Origin of the sequence: Streptomyces sp. NPDC005551 (assembly GCF_042871785.1) — a bacterium.
Lineage (GTDB): Bacteria > Actinomycetota > Actinomycetes > Streptomycetales > Streptomycetaceae > Streptomyces.
Genome location: NZ_JBIAJE010000007.1, coordinates 254,618 through 274,127 on the forward strand (window position 1 = coordinate 254,618; position 19,510 = coordinate 274,127).

Genomic DNA, 19,510 nt, shown 5'->3' on the forward strand with positions numbered 1-19,510 from the left:
ACGTCGGCCACGGTGTGGAGGCCTGCGGCTGGACCGACCCGGGCCCCCGCCCGGGTTCGGGGCTTCCCCGGAGATGTCCTGGCGAGCGGGGACCGTCCGTTCCACCGGACCTGAGGGTCCTGAACTGCGCAGGCCGCGGACTGCCCGACGGCCGGCCGGGGTGCGGTGGTGTTGTCAGAAGCCTGGCCGGGGAAGCTACCTGCCGGTATACAAGCGACGTAAGCCTGTGGGGCGGAAGGTTCTCCGTGTCACGGCGGAGTCGCACGCACACGTGCGTGCCGTCGTGGAGCACTGCCGGTCCCCGGCGCACTGTCACCGCTTCAGGGGAGGGGCACGATGGATCACGACCAGCACGAGGACGGCGCCGCGCCGAGACGGCGGCGGGCCGTCGCACTGGGGGCCGCTCTCGGCAGCTGCGCCCTGGTGGCAGGTCTCGCTCCCGCCGCCTCGGCCACGGCCGGAGGCGGGCACTCCCCGCACCGGACGGACTATGTCGCGCTCGGTGACTCGTACACCTCCGGTCCGCTGATCCCGCGTCAGGTCGACGCCAACTGCGCCCGTTCCGACAGCAACTACCCCTCGCTCGTCGCCGCCGCCCGCGAGGTGGCCACCTTCACCGACGTCAGCTGCGGTGGTGCGACGACCGAGGAGATGTGGAAGGCGCAGGGGACCAACGCGCCCCAACTGGATGCCGTGCGAGGCGACACCGACCTGGTGACCGTGCAGATCGGCGGCAACGACATGGGCTTCGGCTCCATCATCGGCACCTGCGCCGCCCTCAGTTCGACGGACCTGGCCGGAAATCCCTGCCAGCGGCACTACGGTTCGTCCGGCACCGATCAGCTCACACTCAACATCCTCCGGACGGCGCCCAAGGTCGCCCGAGTGCTGCGGGCGGTGCACGCCAGGGCGCCGCACGCGCGCGTGGTCCTCGTCGGCTACCCCGATCTGCTGCCCGAGGACGGCAGCGGGTGCTACCCGTCCGTTCCGTTCGCGGCGAAGGACTTCCCCTACCTGAGGGACACCGGCAAGCGGCTCAACCTGATGCTGCGCACGGTGGCGCTGCTGAACCGGGCCGAATACGTCGACACGTACAAGGCGACCATCGGCCACGACATGTGCAAGGCGCCCGCCGACCGCTGGATCGAGCCGCTGCGCCCCGCGGCGCCCGCCGCACCCGCGCACCCCAACGCGAAGGGGATGGAGGCCATGGCGGGAGCGGTGCTGGCGCGTCTGGGCAGGCACGGGGGACACGGCTGACCGCCTGCCGGGGAGCCGGGCGCCTCCCACGGCGCCCCGCTCCCCGGCAGGCGCGTGGTGCGCGGGGGATTCCCTCGGTGGCACCAACTAGGTACCATCGAGGTATGCCATCGCTCAACGTGTCCTTCACCGAAGAGGAGCTCAGGGGCGTCCGGGCGGCCGCCGCGGCGGCCGGCAAGAGCCTCAAGCAGTACCTGCACGACCTCGGGGTGCGGGAGATGCAACGCAAGCAGTTCGTCGACGGCGCGGGCGTGTGGGCCGAGCGGCTGCGCGGCGAGTTCGACGCCGCGTTCCCCGACGAGGTGCCGCCCTCCGAGCGACGTGACGGCGCTGCGGCTGCCTGATGCACTTCTACGTTGACGTTGCCTGGCTGCTCGACGTCCAGGAGACCGCCCTCCTGAGCGAGGACATGTCCGTCGCGGACTACTCCGCCCTGGTGGCGGCGGTCGCCCGGCACCGGACGAAGCTGCCGACGCTCGCCGCGGCCGACCCGGACGCCGCGTGGCGGGCGGCGGCGCTCATGCACACCATCGTGCGCCTGGAGCCGCTCCCGCACCGCAACAGCCTGTTCGCGGCGTTCGTCGCCGCCCAGTACATGGATCAGTCCGGAGAGGGCATCGACCCGCCCTACGGCGGTCTGTCCGACCTCGTGCGCAAGATCCGCGACAGTCGCCTCGGGGTCCTCGCCGTCGCCGAGCAGCTGCGCTCCTGGAAGGTCTGAGCCCTTGACTCGGTAGGTGCCGTTGGCGTCGCGAGACGCCGGGGAGTGTGTTCGGCCCCTCGCCCGGCGACGGACCGGGGGCCGTCAGCGTTCGGCAGGGCGGTCCAGCAACCCGGTGACGTGCTCACGGACCACCTGCCAGGCCGGGGCGTGCAGGGCGCCGACATCCGTACGGGCCAGTGCCTCGACGACCTCTTCGGCCCCGGTGCCGACGTCGTAGGCGGTGCTGTCGCCGAGCACCTCGTAGCCGTCACGGACGGCGACGCGAACACGGGCGCGCCCGTCACCCTCGGCGTGCACGGCAGCGGCGACGACCAGAGGTGGCGCCCCACCCGCTTCGCCCTCCAGCTTGCGGTAGCCGCTCACCACCGGCTCGCGCCAGCGCAGGCCGAGCAGCAGGGGACGCTTGCTCACCAGCTCGGTCAGGTCGGTCTCGTACGCCCCGTCCGGTGTCAGTACGCGTGCGCGGGCGTCCAGGACGAGCGCCGCCGGCAGCAGGCAGCGCAGTGTGCTGCCGACGATGTTGCCGCCGACCGTGGCGGTGCGGCGTACGGCACCGGTCCCCACCGAGGCGGCCGCCCGGTGCAGCACCTCCGGGACCCGATCGCCGATCCGGTGCAGCACCACGGCCCCGCCCAGCGCTTCGCGTTCGACCACGGTGGCTTCGGGCAGACTGCTGAGCGACATCGCCAGGTCGGGGAAGCCGTCCCGCTGCCAGGCCGCCCAGATCAGCGTCGCCCCGCCCACCGGTACCGCTCCCTCGGCCAGGCACTTCTGCGCTTCGGACACGGACGTGGGCAGACGCAAGCGCACGGCAACCGACCTGCTTCCTGGGACGTTGGGTAGGGCAGAGGCGGGATCTCGGCCACATGGCGTCGACGTGGCGCATTCTGCCCACGTCTGCGGGGGCGCGTACAGGGCTCATCACGTCACCGTGTGCGCCCCTCCCACAGGGGCGTACGCAGTGAGGCTGCCGGGCCGGGCGTGCGTTTCGGGGGTGACGTTCCGCCTGCGCCGACCGCGGGCGGCTGACGCCGTCGGCGAGACCGCGGGGAGTCGCTCACGAAGGTCGCCCGCCGAACTGCCAGTTGTGGACCTCGACGGCGGCATACCGGTCCGTGGCCAGGACGCCTCGTGCCGTGTCCGGATCCGGGGCCCGGACCAGCGCCGCGGTGCCCAGGACGGTCGTGCCGTCGTCGGACAGCAGGGGTCCGTACGCGATCAGCTCGTCGCGGTCGGACGGCACGGCGAGGCCGACGGCGTCCTGCTCGGGGCCGAGGCCGAGCACCAGGTACCGGTTTCCGCCGGTCCGGCCGCCCGGGAAGTCCCACATCGTGCGCCCCAGCACGTTGCGCCAGCGGCGCAGCAGTACGTCCCGGTAGACGCCCGCCTGGTAATTGGGCTCCTCGAAGGCGAACGCGCGAGCCGCGGCCGGATCCGGCAGGTCGACCATGTGCACGCTGCCGGTGGGCAGCTCGCCGTCGTCGGTGAGTGTCGGACCACGGGCGATCATCTCGGCGGCGTACCGGTCCATGTAGGACCAGTGCGCTTCCAGCAGTCTGTCGCGGGCGGCGACGGAACCAGGACGGTCGCGGTGGAAGCAGAAGAACTCCATGGCCCGACTCTGTCCGACATGGGACGGCATCTCAACGGACTTCCACCCACGGCGTCCGTCGAGGAGCGACGGCTCGGTCCGCACGGTCCGGTGCGAGGTGCCGGTCGGTCGGAGAGGTCGCCCGGATGGCGGAGGAGTCCGCGTGCCCAGAAAATCGAACACGTGCTCTAATGGATTTCATGACGCGCAGATCCTTCCCGCCTGACCTGGTCGAACTGCATCTGGCCTACGTCCGCACCTATCGCGCCTTGGCCGGTCCGCGGTCCGATCGCACCGCACGGCTGCGCCGGGACCTCGTCCGGCTGCATGCGCAGGTGCTGCACCACCCGTACTGGTCGAACTGGTCGGGCCGGCCGTCGGCGGGATGGGCGTCCATGCGGCAGCAGCTGCGGGCCGAGGCCGGCACGCGCCGGGAGGTGCCGTGAGGTGTGGTGGCGGCGGAGGCGGTGAGCCGCGCTTTCGGGCGTCTCGTCAGGGGCGTCGTCCGCACCCGGCGTGGCGCGGAGGCGGCCCGGCTCTCCGCCGACAGCCCATCCGGTAGTGCAGGAGCCGAACCCGACGGCACGGTTCCAGTGGTTCCGGCCGCCGCAAGGCGAGGTCGGAGCGTGGGGCGAACCGAAGGAGCCCGCCACCGAATCCGGTGGCGGGCTCCAGCGGCACCATGAGTGCCGCGGTACATCCGGTTGGGTGCGTCATCCGGCTCAGCGCGTGGAGAGCATGCCCTCACGCAGGTGGGCCAGCGTGCGGGAGAGCAGCCGCGACACGTGCATCTGGGAGACGCCGAGGCGCTCGCCGATCTGCGACTGGGTCAGCTCCTCGACGAACCGCATGTGGATGATCTGCCGGTCCCGCTCGTCGAGCTCGGCGATCATCGGGGCGAGCGCGTGGAAGTCCTCCACCAGCTCCAGGGAGGCGTCCTGGGTGCCGATGAAGTCGGCCAGCGCCGTCTCGCCGTCCTCGTTGCCGCCGATGGCGGCGTCCAGGGAAGCGGAGTTGTAGCCGTTGGCGGCCAGTCGCGCCTCGATGACCTCCTCCTCCGGCAGGCACATCAGCTCGGAGAGTTCCTTCACCGTCGGGGTACGGCCCAGCCGGCTGCGCAGCTCCTCGGTGGCCTTGGCCAGCTGTACCCGCGCCTCCTGCAGGCGGCGCGGGACGTGCACGGCCCAGCTGGTGTCGCGGAAGAACCGCTTCATCTCACCGACGATGTAAGGAACGGCGAAGGAGGTGAACTCGACTTCGCGCGTCAGCTCGAACCGGTCGATGGCCTTGATCAGGCCGATCATGCCGACCTGGACGATGTCCTCCATCTCCTGTTCGCCGCGGCTGCGGAAGCGGCCGGCCGCGTAGCGGACAAGAGACATGTTCATCTCTATCAGCGTGTTACGGACATACTGGTAATCCGCGGTGCCCTCTTCGAGCACTGCGAGCTGGTCGAAGAACTGCCGTGAAAGTTCCCGTGCGTCCCTGGGTGCGACCTTCTGCGGGTCCGCGATCTCCGGCAGTCCAGCCATACCCGCGTCGGTCCTGCTAGCCGTCATAGCCGTCATTGTGATGCCCTCCCTAACGAATCGGCCCCCCATGTGCCCCCTGTGGGCCGACGACCCGCGCTTACCCCGGGCCTCGCCGGACATGCGTGTCTCGCGGGGAAGATTTTGAATGGGTGGCGCTCCGCCGCGGAGGCGGGCGTCCGGCGGGTGGTCGACGGGGTCCGGACCGACGGGTTGACCGGCCGACGGTCAGGGGGAGTTGGGGACACCGGGTCCGTCGCGGGCGGACGGGCCACGGGCGTCCGGCGGGTCACCGGCGGCCGCGCGGCAAGCGGCCGGGCCCGCCGGAGCGGAGAGCTCCGGCGGGCCCGGGAACAGAACCACCTACGTGGTGTCCTGCTGGTCAGAGACGACCGCCGGTGAGGCGGGAGAGCGGCCCCCGCTGCCGCAGGCCGGCACGCCGACCCACGGTGTAGGAGCAGAGGACCACGGTTGCGGTCCCCGCGCCCGCGGCGGCCGCCACGACCTTCCTGGCCTTCAGAAGGGTCCAGGCCAGTCCGGCCTTGCCGGCCGTCTGCTGAGCGGCGGACGTAACGGTGCCCTGCACCGTCTTGGCCGCCACCCTGGCCTTCTCCGACGCCGCACCACCGATGCCCGCCAGCTTTTCCTTGCTGCCGCGGCTCGCGGCGCCGGCTGCTTCCCCAGCGCCCTTGGCCGTCCCGGTGGCAGACTGCTGTGCCTCCTTCGCCGGTGCCGAGGCTCCTTCGGTCACGGTGCTCTTCGCCGCTCGCGCGTTCGCCGTCGGCGACTGTCCGTTCGTCGTCTTGTTGCTCGTTCCAGCCATACCGCTCGGTTATCCGGCCCTTCCATCGGCAAACCGGTAACTCTCGATCGGCTGCAACTCGCCTGCGCGGCACGCCGATCGTCGACCTCGGAACGCCGCGTCAGCGAGTACCGCGCGCTGGAGTGGGAGCTGCGGATCTGCCGTCCCGTCAGCATTGCCTTAAGGGTGATGTAATTCGCCTAAAGGCATTAGCTAGCTGCATGATGGGCTGCGAAAAGGGAGGGGCGGCATGGTGCGCGTCGGACTGACCACGGAACGGCTGACCCTGGCGGGAGCCGAACTGGCCGATGAGGTCGGGTTCGGCCAGGTGACCGTCTCGGAGCTCGCCAGGCGGTTCGACGTCAAGGTCGCGAGCCTGTACTCCCACGTGAGGAACTCGCAGGATCTGCGGACCAGGATCGCCCTGCTGGCCCTGGAGGAACTCGCCGACCGGGGCGCCGCCGCCCTGGCCGGCCGGGCGGGCAAGGACGCCCTTCGCGCGTTCGCGAACGTCTACCGCGACTACGCCCGTGAGCACCCCGGCCGCTACGCCGCCGCCCAGCTGAGGCTCGACGCGAAGACGGCCGCCGCCAGTGCCGGCGTCAGGCACGCGCAGATGATGCGGGCGATCCTGCGCGGCTACGACCTGACGGACGTGGACCAGACGCACGCGGTCCGGCTGCTGGGCAGTGTCTTCCACGGCTACGTCAGCCTGGAGGCGGGGGGAGGGTTCAGCCACAGCAGCCCCGACTCGGAGGAGTCCTGGTCACGGATCCTGGACTCCCTCGACACCCTGCTGCGGAACTGGGCCTGACGGTGCCGGGCCGACCCCGCTGGAGCTGGAGCACACCGAACACGGCTCGCTGCCGCACCGGCTGCCCACGCGCCCGCGCCCAGTGCCCCGACGGCCAGTTGGCCGCTCCGCCGCCCGAGCCTTCGGCGCGGGGGACCGGTCGGCACCGACCGTGCCTGAAGGCCCGACACGGAGGTGGCTCCACGGCGCCCGAGGGGCGGCTCCACGGCGCCCGAGGCGCGACTCCACGGCGCCCGAGGGGCGACTCCACGGCGCCCGAGGCGCGACTCCACGGCGCCCGAGGGGCGACCCCACGGCGCCCGAGGGGCGACCCCACGGCGCCCGAGGGGCGACCCCACGCGCCCACCGCCGCCACCGGACATCCGCGGTCACAGGCCCGCACATCGCCCGACTTCACGAGGCGGGGCCGGGGAGCGCGTGCCCCCTACCCCCGATGCGCGGGTGCCTCCCGGTGCGTAATACTCACCTCATGAACCCGAGCATTACGTCCAGGAACGGCGCGACCGTGATACGGCCGGCCGTAGCCCGGGACGCCAAGCGGCTCACCCGGCTCGTGCGCGGGTCGCGCGCGTACGAGGGGCAGTACGCGGCGATGGTCGCGGACTACCGCGTCGGGCCCGACTACATCGAGGCGCACCGCGTCTTCGTGGCCGTCGGCGCCGACGACGCCGCGGGCCCCGTACTCGGGTTCTACTCGCTCGTCGTCGCCCCGCCGGAACTCGACCTGCTGTTCGTCGCCGACGGCGCACAGGGACGCGGCATCGGGCGACTGCTCGTCGAACACATGCGGACCGAGGCCCGCGCGGCCGGACTCGACCGGGTGCGCGTGGTGTCCCATCCCCCCGCCGAGGGCTTCTACCAAGCCGTGGGCGCGCTCCGCACCGGAACCGTGCCCGCGAACCCGCCCGCGGTGGCCTGGGACCGGCCCGAGCTGGAGTTCCTCATCCGGTAGGGCCCACCCGCACAGCGTCCGCCGGACGGGGCCACACACCACATCCGCGCCGCGTCTCCGCCCAAACCCCCTGTCCGGCAACGGACTTGTCGCGGACCTGCACCCGGTCCCGCTGAGCGGCGATCCCGGGGGTACCCGCTCGGCATGACTGTTTATGGACTGCACGCCTCGCACGAACAGATCCCGCCCGCGGATCTGCTCGACGCCGTGGTGCACGCCGAACGGGCGGGCTTCACCGCCGCCATGTGCTCGGACCACTTCTCGCCGTGGAGCATCCGCCAGGGTGAGTCCGGATTCGCCTGGTCGTGGCTCGGTGCCGCCCTACAGGCCACCGAACAGATGCCGTTCGGCGTGGTGAACGCCCCCGGCCAGCGCTACCACCCGGCGATCATCGCCCAGGCAGTCGCCAGCCTCGCGTCGATGTACCCGGGCAGGTTCTGGGTGGCGCTCGGCAGCGGTGAGGCCTCCAACGAGCACATCACGGGCACCGGCTGGCCCCGCAAGGACATCCGCAACGCACGGCTGCGGGAGTGCGTCGACGTCATCCGCGCCCTGCTGCACGGGGAGGAGGTCAGCCACGACGGCCTGGTGACCGTGGACCGGGCCCGGCTGTGGACCCGGCCGCCCGCCGTGCCGCCGCTGATCGGCGCCGCGTGCAGCACCGCCACCGCGGCCTGGTGCGCCGAATGGGCGGACGGCCTGATCACCGTCAACGCGCCGCGGGAGAAACTGCGGGAGATCACCGGCGCGTACCGCGACGCCGGCGGGCGCGGCCCCCTGCACCTCCAGGTGCACCTGAGCTGGGCGCCCGACGAGGACGAGGCACTCGCCCTGGCGCACGACCAGTGGCGCAGCAACGTCCACGCGCCCCCGGTCAGCTGGGACCTGGACTCCCCGGAACTTTTCGACATCGTCAGTGAGCACGTCACCCCCGAACAGGTGGCCCGCACGGTCAACGTCTCGTCCGACCTCGGCCGGCACACCGCCTGGCTCCAGGAGTACGCCGAACTCGGTTTCGACACCGTGATGCTGCACCACGTGGGTCGCGAACAGGGCCCCTTCATCGACGCGTTCGCGGCCGAGGTGCTGCCGCGGCTCGACGTCACCCGCCCCCTTCCCGCCACCGCGAAGGAGTACCGATGCGTCTGACCCGCACGTCCGACCTGTGGTGGAAGAACGCGGTGGTCTACTGCCTTGACGTGGAGACGTACCAGGACGGCAACGGGGACGGGATCGGCGACTTCGCGGGACTCACCCAGCGCATCGACCACCTGGTGCGCCTCGGCGTGACCTGCGTCTGGCTGATGCCCTTCTACCCGACGCGGGAGCGCGACGACGGCTACGACATCACGGACTTCTACGGGGTCGACCCCCGCCTCGGCACCCTCGGCGACTTCACCGAGTTCGTCCGCACCGCGCGCGACCGGGGCATCCGCGTCATCGCCGACCTCGTCGTCAACCACACCTCCGAGGACCACCCCTGGTTCAAGGACGCCCGCTCCAGCCGGGACTCCGCACACCGCGACTGGTACGTCTGGCAGGACGAGCCCCCCGAGGACGGTCCTGAGGGCGTGGTCTTCCCCGACGCGGAGGACAGCCTGTGGGAGTACGACGAGGGCAGCGGCCAGTACTACCTGCACCGGTTCTACAAGCAGCAGCCCGACCTCAACGTCGCCAACCCCGCGGTGCGCGACGAGATAGCCCGCGTCATGGCGTTCTGGACGCAGCTCGGCCTGTCCGGCTTCCGCGTCGACGCCGTGCCCTTCCTGCTGGAGACGGACGGGCAGGACGACGCCGGGAAGCTGCCCGACCCGCACGACTACCTCGCCGACCTGCGCGCCTTCCTCGGCCGTCGCAACGGTGAGTCCGTGCTGCTCGGTGAGGTCAATCTGCCGTACGACGGGCTCACCCGCTTCTTCGGCGACCCGGCCTCCGACCGCGGCGACGAACTCACCATGTGCTTCGACTTCGTCGGGATGCAGCAGATGTACCTGTCGATGGCCCGCGAGGACGCGGGCCCGCTGGCCGCCGCGCTGGAGGACCGGCCCGCCGCCCCGCGCGACGCCCAGTGGGCCACGTTCGTGCGCAACCACGACGAACTCACCCTCGACAAGCTGAGCGACGACGAACGCGCCGAGGTCTTCGCGGCCTTCGGCCCCGACAAGGACATGCAGTTGTACGACCGCGGTCTGCGCCGCAGGCTGCCGCCCATGGTCGACGGCGACCGCCGCCGCGTCGAACTCGCCTACAGCCTGCTGTTCACCCTGCCGGGCACTCCCGTGCTGTTCTACGGCGAGGAGATCGGCATGGGCGAGAACCTGGCCGCCGAAGGACGCCAGGCCGTACGGACGCCGATGCAATGGACACCGGAGACCGGCGCCGGCTTCTCCACCGCCGAACAGGACACCTTCCCCAATCCGCTCGTCGAGGGCGCGTTCGGACCGCAGAAGGTGAACGTGTACGAGCAGAGCCGCGACCCCGGCTCGCTGCTCAGCCGCATCCGGCTGTTCGCCGAGCGCTACCGGGAGGCTCCCGAGCTGGCCTGGGGCGACTACAGCCTCGTGGAGACGGGGGAGCGCGCCGTCCTGGCGCACCTCGCCTGCACCACCGACGGGAAGGTCCTGGCCGTGCACAACTTCGCGGGCGAGCCGGCCACCGTGGGGCTGAGGCTGCCCGAAACCGGCCCCGGGGACAGGCTGACCGATCTCCTCGACGAGGGGCACGACGGACTCACGGTGGCCGAGGACGGACTGCTCAAGGTCGAACTGCCCGCCTACGGGTACCGGTGGCTGCGCCTCGGTACCTCCGCGGACGACCCCGAAAGGGTCGCGACCGACTGACACCGCGCCCGCCGGGAAGTCTCCTGGAGTGACCGAAGGCTCCCGGCGGACGCCCGGGCCGGCCGTGGGTCCGAAAGCACGGCACGACCAGGCCATACGCACAGCTCAGCACAGGGAGAAGCCGGTGGACTCAGCCCGTACCCGCACCTCCTGGTGGCGCGACGCCGTCATCTACCAGGTGTACCTGCGCAGTTTCGCCGACGGCAACGGCGACGGGACCGGTGACATCGCCGGACTGCGACGACGTCTGCCCCACCTCGCCGGGCTGGGCGTCGACGCGCTGTGGATCACGCCCTGGTATCCGTCCCCGATGGCCGACGGAGGGTACGACGTCGCCGACTACCGGGACATCGACCCGCTCTTCGGCACACTCGACGACGCGCAGGCCCTGCTCGACGAGGTACACGGGCACGGTCTGCGCCTGATCATCGACATCGTGCCCAACCACACCTCCACCGCCCACGCCTGGTTCCGCCAGGCGCTGGCCGAGGGGCCCGGTTCCGCGGCCCGGGAGCGGTACATCTTCCGCCCCGGCCGCGGTGCGGAGGGCGAGGAGCCGCCCAACGACTGGCGCAGCGTGTTCGGCGGGTCGGCCTGGACGCGGATCACGGAGCCCGACGGCTCGCCCGGCCCGTGGTACCTGCACCTGTTCGCCCCCGAGCAGCCCGACCTGAACTGGGACGACCCGGAGGTGCGCGCCGAGTTCGAGTCGGTGCTGCGCTTCTGGTTCGACCGGGGTGTGGACGGAGTGCGCATCGATGTCGCCCACGGCCTGGTCAAGGCTCCCGGCCTGCCCGACCTCGGCTCACTGGACGGCAAGCTGCTCGAAGGCGCCCGCCGCGAGGACCACCCGCACTGGGACCGCGAGGAGGTGCACGCGATCTTCCAGGGCTGGCGGGCCGTCGCCGACAGCTACGCCGAGCCCCGTGTCTTCGTCGCCGAGGCGTGGACGGGCGCACCCGAACGGCTGGCCCGCTACGTGCGCCCCGACGAGCTCCACACCGCCTTCAACTTCGACTACCTGATGACACCGTGGCGCCCGGAGCGACTGCGACACGTGATCGACCAGTCCCTGGACGCGCTGGGCCAGGTCGCCGCCCCCGCCACCTGGGTGCTCTCCAACCACGACGTGGCCCGGCACGTGTCCCGCTACGCGCGCCCCCAGCCGGACGGGCCGCTGCGTTCGCTGTCCGACCTCACGGACCCCGCGGATCTGGACCTCGGTACGAAGCGCGCCCGCGCCGCCGCACTGCTCACCCTCGCCCTGCCCGGCAGCGCCTACCTCTACCAGGGTGAGGAACTGGGCCTGTGGGAGGTCGAGGACCTTCCCGAGGAACTGCTCCAGGACCCCACCTGGTACCGCTCCGGGCACACCGACCGGGGCCGCGACGGCTGCCGTGTCCCCCTGCCGTGGAGCGGGGACACCCCGCCGTTCGGCTTCGGACCCGAAGCCGGTGGTGCGGGGACGTGGCTCCCGCAGCCGGAGGCGTGGAAGGCACTGACCGTCGCCGCCGAGGAGGGAGACCCGTCCTCCATGCTGGAGCTGTACCGCGAGGCACTGCGCATCCGCCGCGCGGAGCCCGCCCTGGGAGACGGGACGCTCTCCTGGCGCAGTGCCCCCGACGACGCACTGCTCGACTTCCGCCGCGACCCCGGTTTCCGCTGCGTCGTCAACTTCTCCGCGGAGCCGGCGGACCTCCCCGCCCACGGCGCCGTGCTGCTGGCCAGCGGCCCCCTGGAGGACGGCCGCCTCCCGTCCGACACGGCGGTCTGGCTGGCGGACTGACACCGGGCGCCGCGGACGCCGCTGGAGGAACCCCGGGTCAGGCGGCCGCGGCGAACGCCGCCGTGATGGCCGTGTCGACGCGCGCGTGGATGACCATCCGGGTGCCGCCGGTGTCGGCGTTCGCCTCCAGCAGCCGCCGCGCCGGTGCGCTGTCGGTGGCGACGGACATGACGACGCCGAGGTGGTTGCACATGTGATGTGCCCTGATGACGGCGCTGACGGCGGCGCTCGTGGCCGCCTCGCCGTCGAGCGTGATCACCACCGGGTACTGCCGGTAGGTGTGCACGAGATCGCTGATGGCCAGCGCGAGTGCCGCGCGCTCGTCGGTGTCCGGATCGGAACGCAGCCTGATCACCAGAACCCCGCCCTCGATCGTGTGGGACAGCAACACGTCCTCCCCCTTCAGTCTGCTCACCGCTCCGCCTTCGGCCCCCGGGTGCCCAGCGCCGCCATGGTCATGCCCACGATGTCGACGAGTCGTGCTCGGACACTGTGACCGCCGAGAACGTCGTCGCCTCGTCGTGGCCGTCGCCCTGCTGCGCTGTCTCGGCCTCGCGCCGATATTCCCCGAGAGGTTCTGAGAAGCACCGAACGGCACCTGCGCGTCGGGAAGTGGGTCTACAAGGCCATCGGCGCCGATCCGGACACCGAGATGCGCTGGCCCGCTTACCTGCGCGGCGTGCTGGCCTTCTCCACGGTCGACGAGCACACCGAGGGCCGCACCCTGGGCTTCACCGGAGAGCCGCGGGTCAGCGTCCTCGCACTCAACATCGCGCTGAGGACGCTCACGGCGAAGCGCTGACGTCAGCTCGCGGCTGCGGTCTCGGCGAGCTTCTGGAACTCCCCGAGGTCGTAGTTCGCGAGCGCCGAGTCCAGGTTGGTGAGCGCTCCGATGTGCTCCACGAAGCCCTTCGGGTCGTACTCGATCTGCAGGGTCACCCTGCTCGACGTCTCGCCGAGCCGGTGGAAGGTGACGACGCCCGCATGGTGGACGCCGTTCGTGGTCCGCCAGGCGATCCGCTCCTCGGGGATCACCTCGGTGAGCTCGGCGACGAAGTTCTTGTCCGCTCCCGGCAACGACAGCTGCCAGGCGAAGCGCCGTTCGTCGAGCGGCTCCACGATGCGTACGTGGCTGAGGAAGGCCGGCCACCTGGTCACGTCGCTCCAGAGCGCCCAGGTGACGGCCACGGGGGCTTCGATGTCGACGGTTTCCACCAGGGATGCGGACATGCGCCACCTCTTTCTCGGCCGCCGGGACTGCGGCCTCACGGGATCTGTAGCGCCCTGCTACCCGCACGGGGCGGCCTCACACGGTGACGGCAGCGCCGCGGGGGATAGCGCATCGCGCCATCCCGGCAGCGTCCCGGGCCGGGCGCATGCGGTTTTCTGGCCGGCGCACCGCACCGGGCCCGGCGGGCGTCCCCGCCGCGCGACCCTGGAACGGCCGTGGGCGGAACGGCTCCGCACGGCACCCGTTGTGAGCCGCCTGCCGCGGTGCGAGGATGCCAGGCACCAGCACACCGCGAACCGGAGGGTGCTTCGTGACCGACGAACAGCGGGAGCCGCGGGCGGCCGCGGTCTTCGACGCGTTGGGAGCCGACTACGAGAAGGCGTTCGCCGGATCGGAGCCGCACCGGGTGTCGCTGGAGCGGCTGCTTGCCCGACTGCGTCCCGGCAGCCGCGTGCTGGACGTGGGCAGCGGTACCGGCCGTCCCACCGCCTGGACGCTGGCCGCGGCGGGCCACGACGTGCTGGGCGTCGACGTCTCCCCGGTCATGGTGGACATCGCCACCCGTCAGGTGCCGCGCGCCGCGTTCCGGTGCGCGGACATCCGCGAAGTGCCGCTCGACGAAGCGTCGTTCGACGCGGTCTGCGTGTACTTCGCGCTGTTGCAGATGTCCCGCCGCGAACAGTCCGCGCTGGTGCGGCGGCTGACACGGGCCTTGAGGCCCGGCGGCGACCTGGTACTCGCCACCGTGCCGGTGGACGTGGAGGACCTCGAGGTCGTGTTCATGGGGCAGCCCGTACGGGCGACCAGCTTCGCCGCTCCCGACTTCACCGCCATGGTCGGGGAGGCGGGCCTTGAGGTGCTGACGGAGGAGAGCCTGATGTTCACCCCCGCGCACCCCGAGGCCACCCCCGAACCGCACCTCTTCGTGCACTGCCGACGTCCGGACGAGGCTCCCTCCGCCCAGCTGTGAGCGGGTACGTCGACGCGACCGTGAGCGTGGTACGGCAAGGAGACCGTGAGCCTGGTACGTCAAGGAGACCGTGTCAGACGGCGACGGCCGAAGTCCCGGGCTGCGGTGGCGGCGTGAGAGCCTCCAGCCGCTTGATCCTCCTGCATACGGCGTACAGCGGGATCACCCCGAAGACCCCGAACGAGATGTCGATGAGCGTCCACCAGAAGGGAATCCCCCGGACCGGCCCGCAGATCAGCGCGAGGGGGACGATCCCGGCGCAGGCGATCATCCCGAACTCGACGACCCAGATGTTGCGCACGGGGTCGCGGTAGGGCCCGTAGAAGGCGACCGCGATGACGAGGTGCGCGAAGGCCAGCCAGTCGGTGCCGTACAGGACGAAGGGGTACTCGGCGTCGGTGGCGTCGAGCCCCTGGCGTACCCGCTCGATCCAGTCCATCAGCCCCGGAAGGTGCTGGGGAACGGACAGCGCCCGCAACAGGTCCTCCGTCCAGCGCAGTTCGTGCACCAGGGGGAAGGCCGTGGCGCCGCTCAGCACCAGGCAGACGACGAAGACGGCCAGCCACGTACGGATGCCCTTCAACAGGGCGGCTCTGTCGCTCATGGCAGGACAGTACGCCCTTACTTGAACGTGTTCAAAACCGCCCCCGCGGTTGTCGCGTGTGGCGTCCCGGCAGCCGCCCGCGTCCGACTCCTACGACGCGACGACCGCGCCGTCCTGCGCGTCGTCGGTCCCCGGTTCCCGCGGTGTGTCGGAGAGTTGCTCACGCACGTAGTTCCAGACCACGGCGATCAGCGCGGCGACCGGAACGGCGAGGAGGCTGCCGACGACGCCGGCCAGGCTGCCGCCCAGGGTGACCGCGAGCAGGACCACCGCGGCATGCAGACCGAGCCCGCGACTCTGGATGATGGGCTGGAAGACGTTGCCCTCGAGCTGCTGCACCACGACGATGATGGCCAGCACGATCAGCGCGTCCGTGAGGCCGTTGGACACCAGCGCGATGAGCACCGCCACGAAACCGGCGAACAGCGCGCCCACGATCGGCACGAACGCGGAGACGAAGGTCAGCACCGCCAGTGGAAGCACCAGTGGCACGCCCAGTATCCAGAGCCCGATGCCGATGAGGACCGCGTCCAGCAGGCCGACGACCGCCTGCGACCGCACGAACGCCCCCAGGGTGTCCCAGGCGCGGGCGGCCACGGTCGGGACGTCGGTGGCGAGCCGGCCGGGCAGCTGGCGGGTCAGCCAGGGCAGGAACCGCGGGCCGTCCTTCAGGAAGAAGAACATGAGGAAGACGGCCAGGACGGCGGTCACCACCCCGTTGACCACGGTGCTCAGCCCGGTGAAGACGGCCGTGACCATGCTTCCCGCACTGTTGCGGATGCGCTCCACCGCGGCGTCTGAAGCGCCGGTGATCTGGTCGTCGCCGATGTTCAGCGGCGGCCCCGCGGCCCACTCCCGCAGCTTCTCCACGCCGTCGACCACCCCGTCCGTCAGATCGCCGGACTGGGACGCCACCGGCACCACGATCAGCGCGACGGTGCCCGCGGCGACCGCGAGGAACAGGACGGTGACGACCGACGCGGCGAGAGCGGGGCGCAAGCCGCGGTTGCGCAGGAAACGGGTCAGGGGCCAGGTCAGGGTGGTGATGAAGAGGCCGACTATCAGGGGCCAGACGACCGACCACATGCGGCCCAGCAGCCAGAGCACCACCGCCGCCATGACGAGGACCAGCAGGAACTCGGCGGAGGCACGTGCCGATGTACGGAGCGCGGCGCGCGTTTTCGTGGAACTCAACGTGGCAGACATGGGGGTCACCCTATGGGTACGGCTCTCGGGCCTCGCCGACACCATTGGTCATCGGCAACCACCTGCGACCCTCGGCTGGCTGTCCGTCAGTTTCCCGGGAAGCGCCCCGCCGAACCCGACGCCCACCCGCCGAAAACCACGCCCCCCGCTGAACGCGCGCGCCCCCCGCCGGTGGGAAACCGACAGGGGGCGTCTTCGCGGGTCCGGATCATGGAGTCCGAGTCCGGTCGGTCCGCTTGCCGAAGCGGCGGACCGGCGCGGAAGGCTCAGACGGTCCCGGACTTGGCGATCTTGATCGTCGTGTTGGGGGTGCCGCTGGAGGAGCCGTGGCCCTCGATCTTCTTCACGAGGTCGAAGCCCTCGACCACCTCACCGAACACGACGTGCTTGCCGTCGAGCCAGTCGGTGACGATGGTGGTGATGAAGAACTGCGAGCCGTTGGTGTTCCGGCCCGCGTTGGCCATGCTCAGCAGGCCGGGCTTGGTGTGCTTGAGCTGGAAGTTCTCGTCGTTGAACGTCTTGCCGTAGATGCTCTTGCCGCCCGTACCGTCACCCCGGGTGAAGTCACCTCCCTGAAGCATGAACTGCGGAATGATGCGGTGGAACTGCGATCCCTCGTAGCCGAAGCCGTGCTCACCGGTGGCGAGCTCACGGAAGTTTCGCGCCGTCTCAGGCACGACGTCGTCGTACAGCTTGAAGACGATGCGTCCGGCCGGCTGGCCGCCGATCTCGATGTCGAAGAACACGTTGTCTGTGGTCATACCCACCATGATCACACCATCGCGGCGCGGAACCGACCGATTCCCGGCAGCTGTCGCCCTCCTCTCACCGTTTTCCGCATGATCACGGTCGGTGAAAGGCGCCCGCGTGCCTGACACGGGTTGTGGTCATGACGGGTGAAATGCGCGATACCAGGCTGAATGCGACAGTCGGAAGGGCTGTCCGACGGTCCCGGCGCGCCCTGCGGCTCGCATCCCGCGGTTCCCGGCGGCCGTACGGCCGGCGCGGTGAGATCCGGGTGACGGGGAAGAAGGCTGCGGTCGGCATACCGGGGCGGTGGGCCGCCCCGGTGCGGGCCAACCGTGCGGGAGGTCGCATACTCGGTGATCGTCCGCCCGTGCCGGTGACTGCGACGGGTGCGCCGACGTCAGCAGGAGAAAGGACCGATGGGGGACATGAACGTGCCGAACGAACCGGCCCTGCCGGAGGAGGTCGAGAGTCCCGCGCTGCGGGCCCAGCCGACCGGAGGCCTGGCACGGTGGATGCTGCGCCACCGGGTGCAGCCCGTGGGCCCCGCGGCCGGCGAGGGGCACACCCGTCCGCAGTCCTGGTGGAAGGTGATGTGCCTGACCGGGGTCGACTACTTCTCCAGCCTGGCCTACGTCCCGGCCATCGCCGCCCTCGCCGCGGGCGCCGTCTCACCGCTGGCGACGCTGCTGATCGTGGCCCTGACCCTGGTGGGCATGCTGCCGATGTACCGCCGTGTCGCCCGGGAGAGCCCGCACGGCGCCGGCTCGGTGGCGATGCTGGAGGATCTGCTGCCGTTCTGGTGGGGCAAGCTCTTCGTGCTCGTCCTGCTCGGCTTCGTGGCCACGTCGTGGATCATCACGATCACTCTGTCCACCGCGGACGCCTCCGTCCACGTGGTGGAGAACCCCTTCTTCCCGCAGGCACTGCACGGCCACGAGGTCGGCCTCACCGTGACCCTCCTGCTGCTTCTCGGCGGGGTGTTCCTCCTGGGGTTCAGTGAAGCGGTGAAGGTGGCCATCCCGCTCGTCGGTGTCTTCCTGGCGCTCAACGCCGTGATCATCGGGGTCGGTGTGGTGGACGTCTTCACGACACCGGGAGCGTTCTCGGCGTGGACCGACGCCCTCGGTGACGGCGGAGGCGGCTTCGGTGATCTGGTCGGGCCCGCCTTGCTGGCGTTTCCGCTGCTGGTCCTCGGCCTCTCCGGTTTCGAGACCGGCGTGAGCATGATGCCCCTCGTGGCCGCCAAGGGCGACGACCCCGAGCAGCAGCTGCGGTCACGGATCCGCAACACGCGCCGGCTGCTGACCACCGCCGCCCTGATCATGAGCGTCTACCTGCTGGCCGCGAGTTTCGTGACCACCGTCCTCATTCCGCACAAGGAGTTCGAGTCCGGCGGCGAGGCCAACGGACGCGCCCTGGCCTGGCTCGCGCACGAGAAGGTCGGCGAGGTGTTCGGCACCGCCTACGACATCAGCACCATCCTGATCCTGTGGTTCGCCGGCGCGTCCGCGATGGCCGGACTGGTCAACATCGTGCCCAGGTATCTGCCGGACTACGGGATGGCTCCGGAGTGGGGCCGTGCGGTGCGCCCCGTCGTGATCGTCTACACCGCTCTCTGCGTCGCCATCACCATCGCCTTCGACGCCGACGTGGACGCGCAGGCCGGCGCGTACGCCACCGGCATCCTGGCCATGATGGTCTCCGGCGCGTTCGCCGTCACCATCTCGGTCGTGCGCAGCGGCCGGCGCGCGGCGGGGACGGGCTTCGCACTGCTGACCGCGGTGCTGTTCTACGCGCTGGTGGCGAACATCGTCGACAAGCCGGACGGGATCGCCATCTCCGGATTCTTCATCGCCGGGATCATCGTCGTGTCGCTGGTCTCCCGAGTCTCGCGCACCACCGAACTGCGCGCCGACCGGATCGTGTTCGACGAGGGCGCACGCCGCTTCATCACCGACACCCTCGCCCACGACAACTCCATCAACATCATCGCCAACCGGCGTCAGGCCGGCGACAGCGCCGAGTACGCGTACAAGGAACGCGAGCAGCGCGGCACCAACCCGGTGCCGGGCCCCGCCGACGTGCTGTTCCTCGAGATCGACGTGGTGGATCCGTCCGACTTCAGCGAGACCCTCTCCGTGCACGGAGTGGAGGTCGACGGCTACCGGGTCCTGCGCGCCGAGGCCCCCGCCGCCCCGAACGCCATCGCGGCGATCCTGCTCGCCCTCCGCAACGCCACCGGTGTCCAGCCGCACTGCTATTTCGCCTGGGCCGAGGGAAGCCCCCTGAAGCACATGTTCCGCTACTTCCTGCTCGGCCGCGGCGACACGGCTCCCGTCACCCGCGAGATCATCCGCAGTCACGAACCCGACCCCGACCGCCGTCCCGGCATCCACGTGGGCGGCTGACGCGGCCGGAGGCACGGACGAGGCGGGGAACGACGCCGCCGCC

At 71.0% G+C, this 19,510-nt stretch carries 20 protein-coding genes and 1 pseudogene; 12 read left to right on the forward strand and 9 right to left on the reverse strand.

Annotation, left to right across the window (positions count from 1 at the left end; translation table 11 throughout):
• Positions 1-336 precede the first annotated feature (336 nt).
• From ACFYP4_RS21795 to ACFYP4_RS21805, 3 genes are all read left to right on the forward strand, one after another.
• Positions 337-1,260 (forward strand): SGNH/GDSL hydrolase family protein, encoded by a 924-nt coding sequence (locus ACFYP4_RS21795; RefSeq protein WP_358853214.1) that lies wholly within the window; start codon positions 337-339, stop codon positions 1,258-1,260.
• Between the two features lie 104 nt (positions 1,261-1,364).
• Positions 1,365-1,604, forward strand: a complete 240-nt coding sequence (locus tag ACFYP4_RS21800) for a hypothetical protein (protein ID WP_358853215.1) — start codon at positions 1,365-1,367, stop codon at positions 1,602-1,604.
• Positions 1,604-1,981 (forward strand): toxin Doc, encoded by a 378-nt coding sequence (locus ACFYP4_RS21805; protein WP_358853216.1) that lies wholly within the window; start codon positions 1,604-1,606, stop codon positions 1,979-1,981. Before ACFYP4_RS21800 ends, ACFYP4_RS21805 begins: the two co-directional genes overlap by 1 nt.
• Before the next feature lie 84 nt (positions 1,982-2,065).
• Here the strand turns inward: ACFYP4_RS21805 and ACFYP4_RS21810 are convergent, their stop codons facing one another.
• Both ACFYP4_RS21810 and ACFYP4_RS21815 read right to left on the reverse strand, forming a co-directional pair.
• Positions 2,066-2,794, reverse strand: a complete 729-nt coding sequence (locus ACFYP4_RS21810) for an FAD binding domain-containing protein (RefSeq protein WP_358853217.1) — start codon at positions 2,792-2,794, stop codon at positions 2,066-2,068.
• 247 nt (positions 2,795-3,041) lie between these two features.
• Positions 3,042-3,596 carry a YciI family protein gene (locus ACFYP4_RS21815; RefSeq protein ID WP_358853218.1) on the reverse strand — a complete coding sequence of 185 codons (555 nt, stop codon included), beginning with the start codon at positions 3,594-3,596 and terminating at the stop codon, positions 3,042-3,044.
• A gap of 179 nt (positions 3,597-3,775) precedes the next feature.
• On the opposite strand from ACFYP4_RS21815, the gene ACFYP4_RS21820 reads away from it, so the two are divergent.
• Positions 3,776-4,021, forward strand: coding sequence for a hypothetical protein (locus ACFYP4_RS21820; protein WP_358853219.1), 246 nt, complete (start codon positions 3,776-3,778; stop codon positions 4,019-4,021).
• 276 nt (positions 4,022-4,297) lie between these two features.
• On the opposite strand, the gene ACFYP4_RS21825 is transcribed toward ACFYP4_RS21820, so the two are convergent.
• Together ACFYP4_RS21825 and ACFYP4_RS21830 are read right to left on the reverse strand one after the other, a co-directional pair.
• Positions 4,298-5,143: an RNA polymerase sigma factor SigF gene (locus tag ACFYP4_RS21825; RefSeq protein WP_388787222.1), complete on the reverse strand. Its 846-nt coding sequence runs from the start codon at positions 5,141-5,143 to the stop codon at positions 4,298-4,300.
• Between the two features lie 343 nt (positions 5,144-5,486).
• A complete protein-coding gene (locus ACFYP4_RS21830; protein ID WP_358853221.1) occupies positions 5,487-5,927 on the reverse strand; it encodes a hypothetical protein in 441 nt (146 codons plus the stop codon).
• Positions 5,928-6,156: 229 nt separating this feature from the next.
• Here ACFYP4_RS21830 and ACFYP4_RS21835 point away from each other — a divergent pair, with 229 nt between their 5' ends.
• From ACFYP4_RS21835 to ACFYP4_RS21855, 5 genes are all read left to right on the forward strand, one after another.
• Positions 6,157-6,720 carry a WHG domain-containing protein gene (locus ACFYP4_RS21835; RefSeq protein WP_358853222.1) on the forward strand — a complete coding sequence of 188 codons (564 nt, stop codon included), beginning with the start codon at positions 6,157-6,159 and terminating at the stop codon, positions 6,718-6,720.
• Positions 6,721-7,189: 469 nt separating this feature from the next.
• Entirely contained in the window at positions 7,190-7,672 is a 483-nt protein-coding gene (locus ACFYP4_RS21840; RefSeq protein WP_358853223.1) for a GNAT family N-acetyltransferase, read from the forward strand.
• Positions 7,673-7,816: 144 nt separating this feature from the next.
• On the forward strand, positions 7,817-8,821 hold the full coding sequence (locus tag ACFYP4_RS21845) for a TIGR03885 family FMN-dependent LLM class oxidoreductase (protein WP_358853224.1): 1,005 nt from the start codon (positions 7,817-7,819) through the stop codon (positions 8,819-8,821).
• Positions 8,812-10,512 carry an alpha-amylase family protein gene (locus ACFYP4_RS21850; protein ID WP_388787226.1) on the forward strand — a complete coding sequence of 567 codons (1,701 nt, stop codon included), beginning with the start codon at positions 8,812-8,814 and terminating at the stop codon, positions 10,510-10,512. Before ACFYP4_RS21845 ends, ACFYP4_RS21850 begins: the two co-directional genes overlap by 10 nt.
• Positions 10,513-10,636: 124 nt before the next feature.
• On the forward strand, positions 10,637-12,298 hold the full coding sequence (locus tag ACFYP4_RS21855) for a glycoside hydrolase family 13 protein (RefSeq protein WP_358853226.1): 1,662 nt from the start codon (positions 10,637-10,639) through the stop codon (positions 12,296-12,298).
• Between the two features lie 37 nt (positions 12,299-12,335).
• Here the strand turns inward: ACFYP4_RS21855 and ACFYP4_RS21860 are convergent, their stop codons facing one another.
• Positions 12,336-12,686, reverse strand: a complete 351-nt coding sequence (locus ACFYP4_RS21860) for a hypothetical protein (RefSeq protein ID WP_358853240.1) — start codon at positions 12,684-12,686, stop codon at positions 12,336-12,338.
• A 309-nt stretch (positions 12,687-12,995) separates the two neighbouring features.
• On the opposite strand from ACFYP4_RS21860, the pseudogene ACFYP4_RS21865 reads away from it, so the two are divergent.
• A pseudogene (locus ACFYP4_RS21865) lies at positions 12,996-13,100 on the forward strand (potassium-transporting ATPase subunit C); the annotation flags it as partial.
• 2 nt (positions 13,101-13,102) lie between these two features.
• Here the strand turns inward: ACFYP4_RS21865 and ACFYP4_RS21870 are convergent.
• Positions 13,103-13,528 carry an SRPBCC family protein gene (locus tag ACFYP4_RS21870; RefSeq protein ID WP_358853227.1) on the reverse strand — a complete coding sequence of 142 codons (426 nt, stop codon included), beginning with the start codon at positions 13,526-13,528 and terminating at the stop codon, positions 13,103-13,105.
• 272 nt (positions 13,529-13,800) lie between these two features.
• On the opposite strand from ACFYP4_RS21870, the gene ACFYP4_RS21875 reads away from it, so the two are divergent.
• Positions 13,801-14,499 carry a class I SAM-dependent methyltransferase gene (locus tag ACFYP4_RS21875; protein ID WP_388787230.1) on the forward strand — a complete coding sequence of 233 codons (699 nt, stop codon included), beginning with the start codon at positions 13,801-13,803 and terminating at the stop codon, positions 14,497-14,499.
• A gap of 73 nt (positions 14,500-14,572) precedes the next feature.
• Here the strand turns inward: ACFYP4_RS21875 and ACFYP4_RS21880 are convergent, their stop codons facing one another.
• The 3 genes from ACFYP4_RS21880 to ACFYP4_RS21890 all read right to left on the reverse strand — a co-directional run bounded on the left by ACFYP4_RS21880 (position 14,573) and on the right by ACFYP4_RS21890 (position 17,070).
• Positions 14,573-15,103: a hypothetical protein gene (locus tag ACFYP4_RS21880; RefSeq protein ID WP_388787233.1), complete on the reverse strand. Its 531-nt coding sequence runs from the start codon at positions 15,101-15,103 to the stop codon at positions 14,573-14,575.
• Positions 15,104-15,193: 90 nt separating this feature from the next.
• The gene (locus ACFYP4_RS21885) at positions 15,194-16,309 is read right to left on the reverse strand and encodes an AI-2E family transporter (protein ID WP_388787235.1); all 1,116 of its coding nucleotides are present in this window, start codon (positions 16,307-16,309) and stop codon (positions 15,194-15,196) included.
• Positions 16,310-16,575: 266 nt separating this feature from the next.
• A complete protein-coding gene (locus tag ACFYP4_RS21890; RefSeq protein ID WP_358853231.1) occupies positions 16,576-17,070 on the reverse strand; it encodes a peptidylprolyl isomerase in 495 nt (164 codons plus the stop codon).
• Positions 17,071-17,484: 414 nt separating this feature from the next.
• Between ACFYP4_RS21890 and ACFYP4_RS21895 the strand changes: the two genes are divergently transcribed.
• Positions 17,485-19,467, forward strand: coding sequence for an amino acid transporter (locus ACFYP4_RS21895; protein WP_388787238.1), 1,983 nt, complete (start codon positions 17,485-17,487; stop codon positions 19,465-19,467).
• The last annotated feature ends 43 nt before the right edge of the window (positions 19,468-19,510 follow it).

Coding starts and splice junctions, on each gene's coding strand:
- ACFYP4_RS21795 (WP_358853214.1), top strand. CDS start 337: ATGGATCACGACCAGCACGAGGACGGCGCCGCGCCGAGACGGCGGCGG.
- ACFYP4_RS21800 (WP_358853215.1), top strand. CDS start 1,365: ATGCCATCGCTCAACGTGTCCTTCACCGAAGAGGAGCTCAGGGGCGTC.
- ACFYP4_RS21805 (WP_358853216.1), top strand. CDS start 1,604: ATGCACTTCTACGTTGACGTTGCCTGGCTGCTCGACGTCCAGGAGACC.
- ACFYP4_RS21815 (WP_358853218.1), bottom strand. CDS start 3,596: ATGGAGTTCTTCTGCTTCCACCGCGACCGTCCTGGTTCCGTCGCCGCC.
- ACFYP4_RS21820 (WP_358853219.1), top strand. CDS start 3,776: ATGACGCGCAGATCCTTCCCGCCTGACCTGGTCGAACTGCATCTGGCC.
- ACFYP4_RS21825 (WP_388787222.1), bottom strand. CDS start 5,143: ATGACGGCTATGACGGCTAGCAGGACCGACGCGGGTATGGCTGGACTG.
- ACFYP4_RS21830 (WP_358853221.1), bottom strand. CDS start 5,927: ATGGCTGGAACGAGCAACAAGACGACGAACGGACAGTCGCCGACGGCG.
- ACFYP4_RS21835 (WP_358853222.1), top strand. CDS start 6,157: ATGGTGCGCGTCGGACTGACCACGGAACGGCTGACCCTGGCGGGAGCC.
- ACFYP4_RS21840 (WP_358853223.1), top strand. CDS start 7,190: ATGAACCCGAGCATTACGTCCAGGAACGGCGCGACCGTGATACGGCCG.
- ACFYP4_RS21845 (WP_358853224.1), top strand. CDS start 7,817: ATGACTGTTTATGGACTGCACGCCTCGCACGAACAGATCCCGCCCGCG.
- ACFYP4_RS21850 (WP_388787226.1), top strand. CDS start 8,812: ATGCGTCTGACCCGCACGTCCGACCTGTGGTGGAAGAACGCGGTGGTC.
- ACFYP4_RS21870 (WP_358853227.1), bottom strand. CDS start 13,528: ATGTCCGCATCCCTGGTGGAAACCGTCGACATCGAAGCCCCCGTGGCC.
- ACFYP4_RS21875 (WP_388787230.1), top strand. CDS start 13,801: ATGCCAGGCACCAGCACACCGCGAACCGGAGGGTGCTTCGTGACCGAC.
- ACFYP4_RS21880 (WP_388787233.1), bottom strand. CDS start 15,103: ATGAGCGACAGAGCCGCCCTGTTGAAGGGCATCCGTACGTGGCTGGCC.
- ACFYP4_RS21885 (WP_388787235.1), bottom strand. CDS start 16,309: ATGTCTGCCACGTTGAGTTCCACGAAAACGCGCGCCGCGCTCCGTACA.
- ACFYP4_RS21890 (WP_358853231.1), bottom strand. CDS start 17,070: ATGACCACAGACAACGTGTTCTTCGACATCGAGATCGGCGGCCAGCCG.
- ACFYP4_RS21895 (WP_388787238.1), top strand. CDS start 17,485: ATGAACGTGCCGAACGAACCGGCCCTGCCGGAGGAGGTCGAGAGTCCC.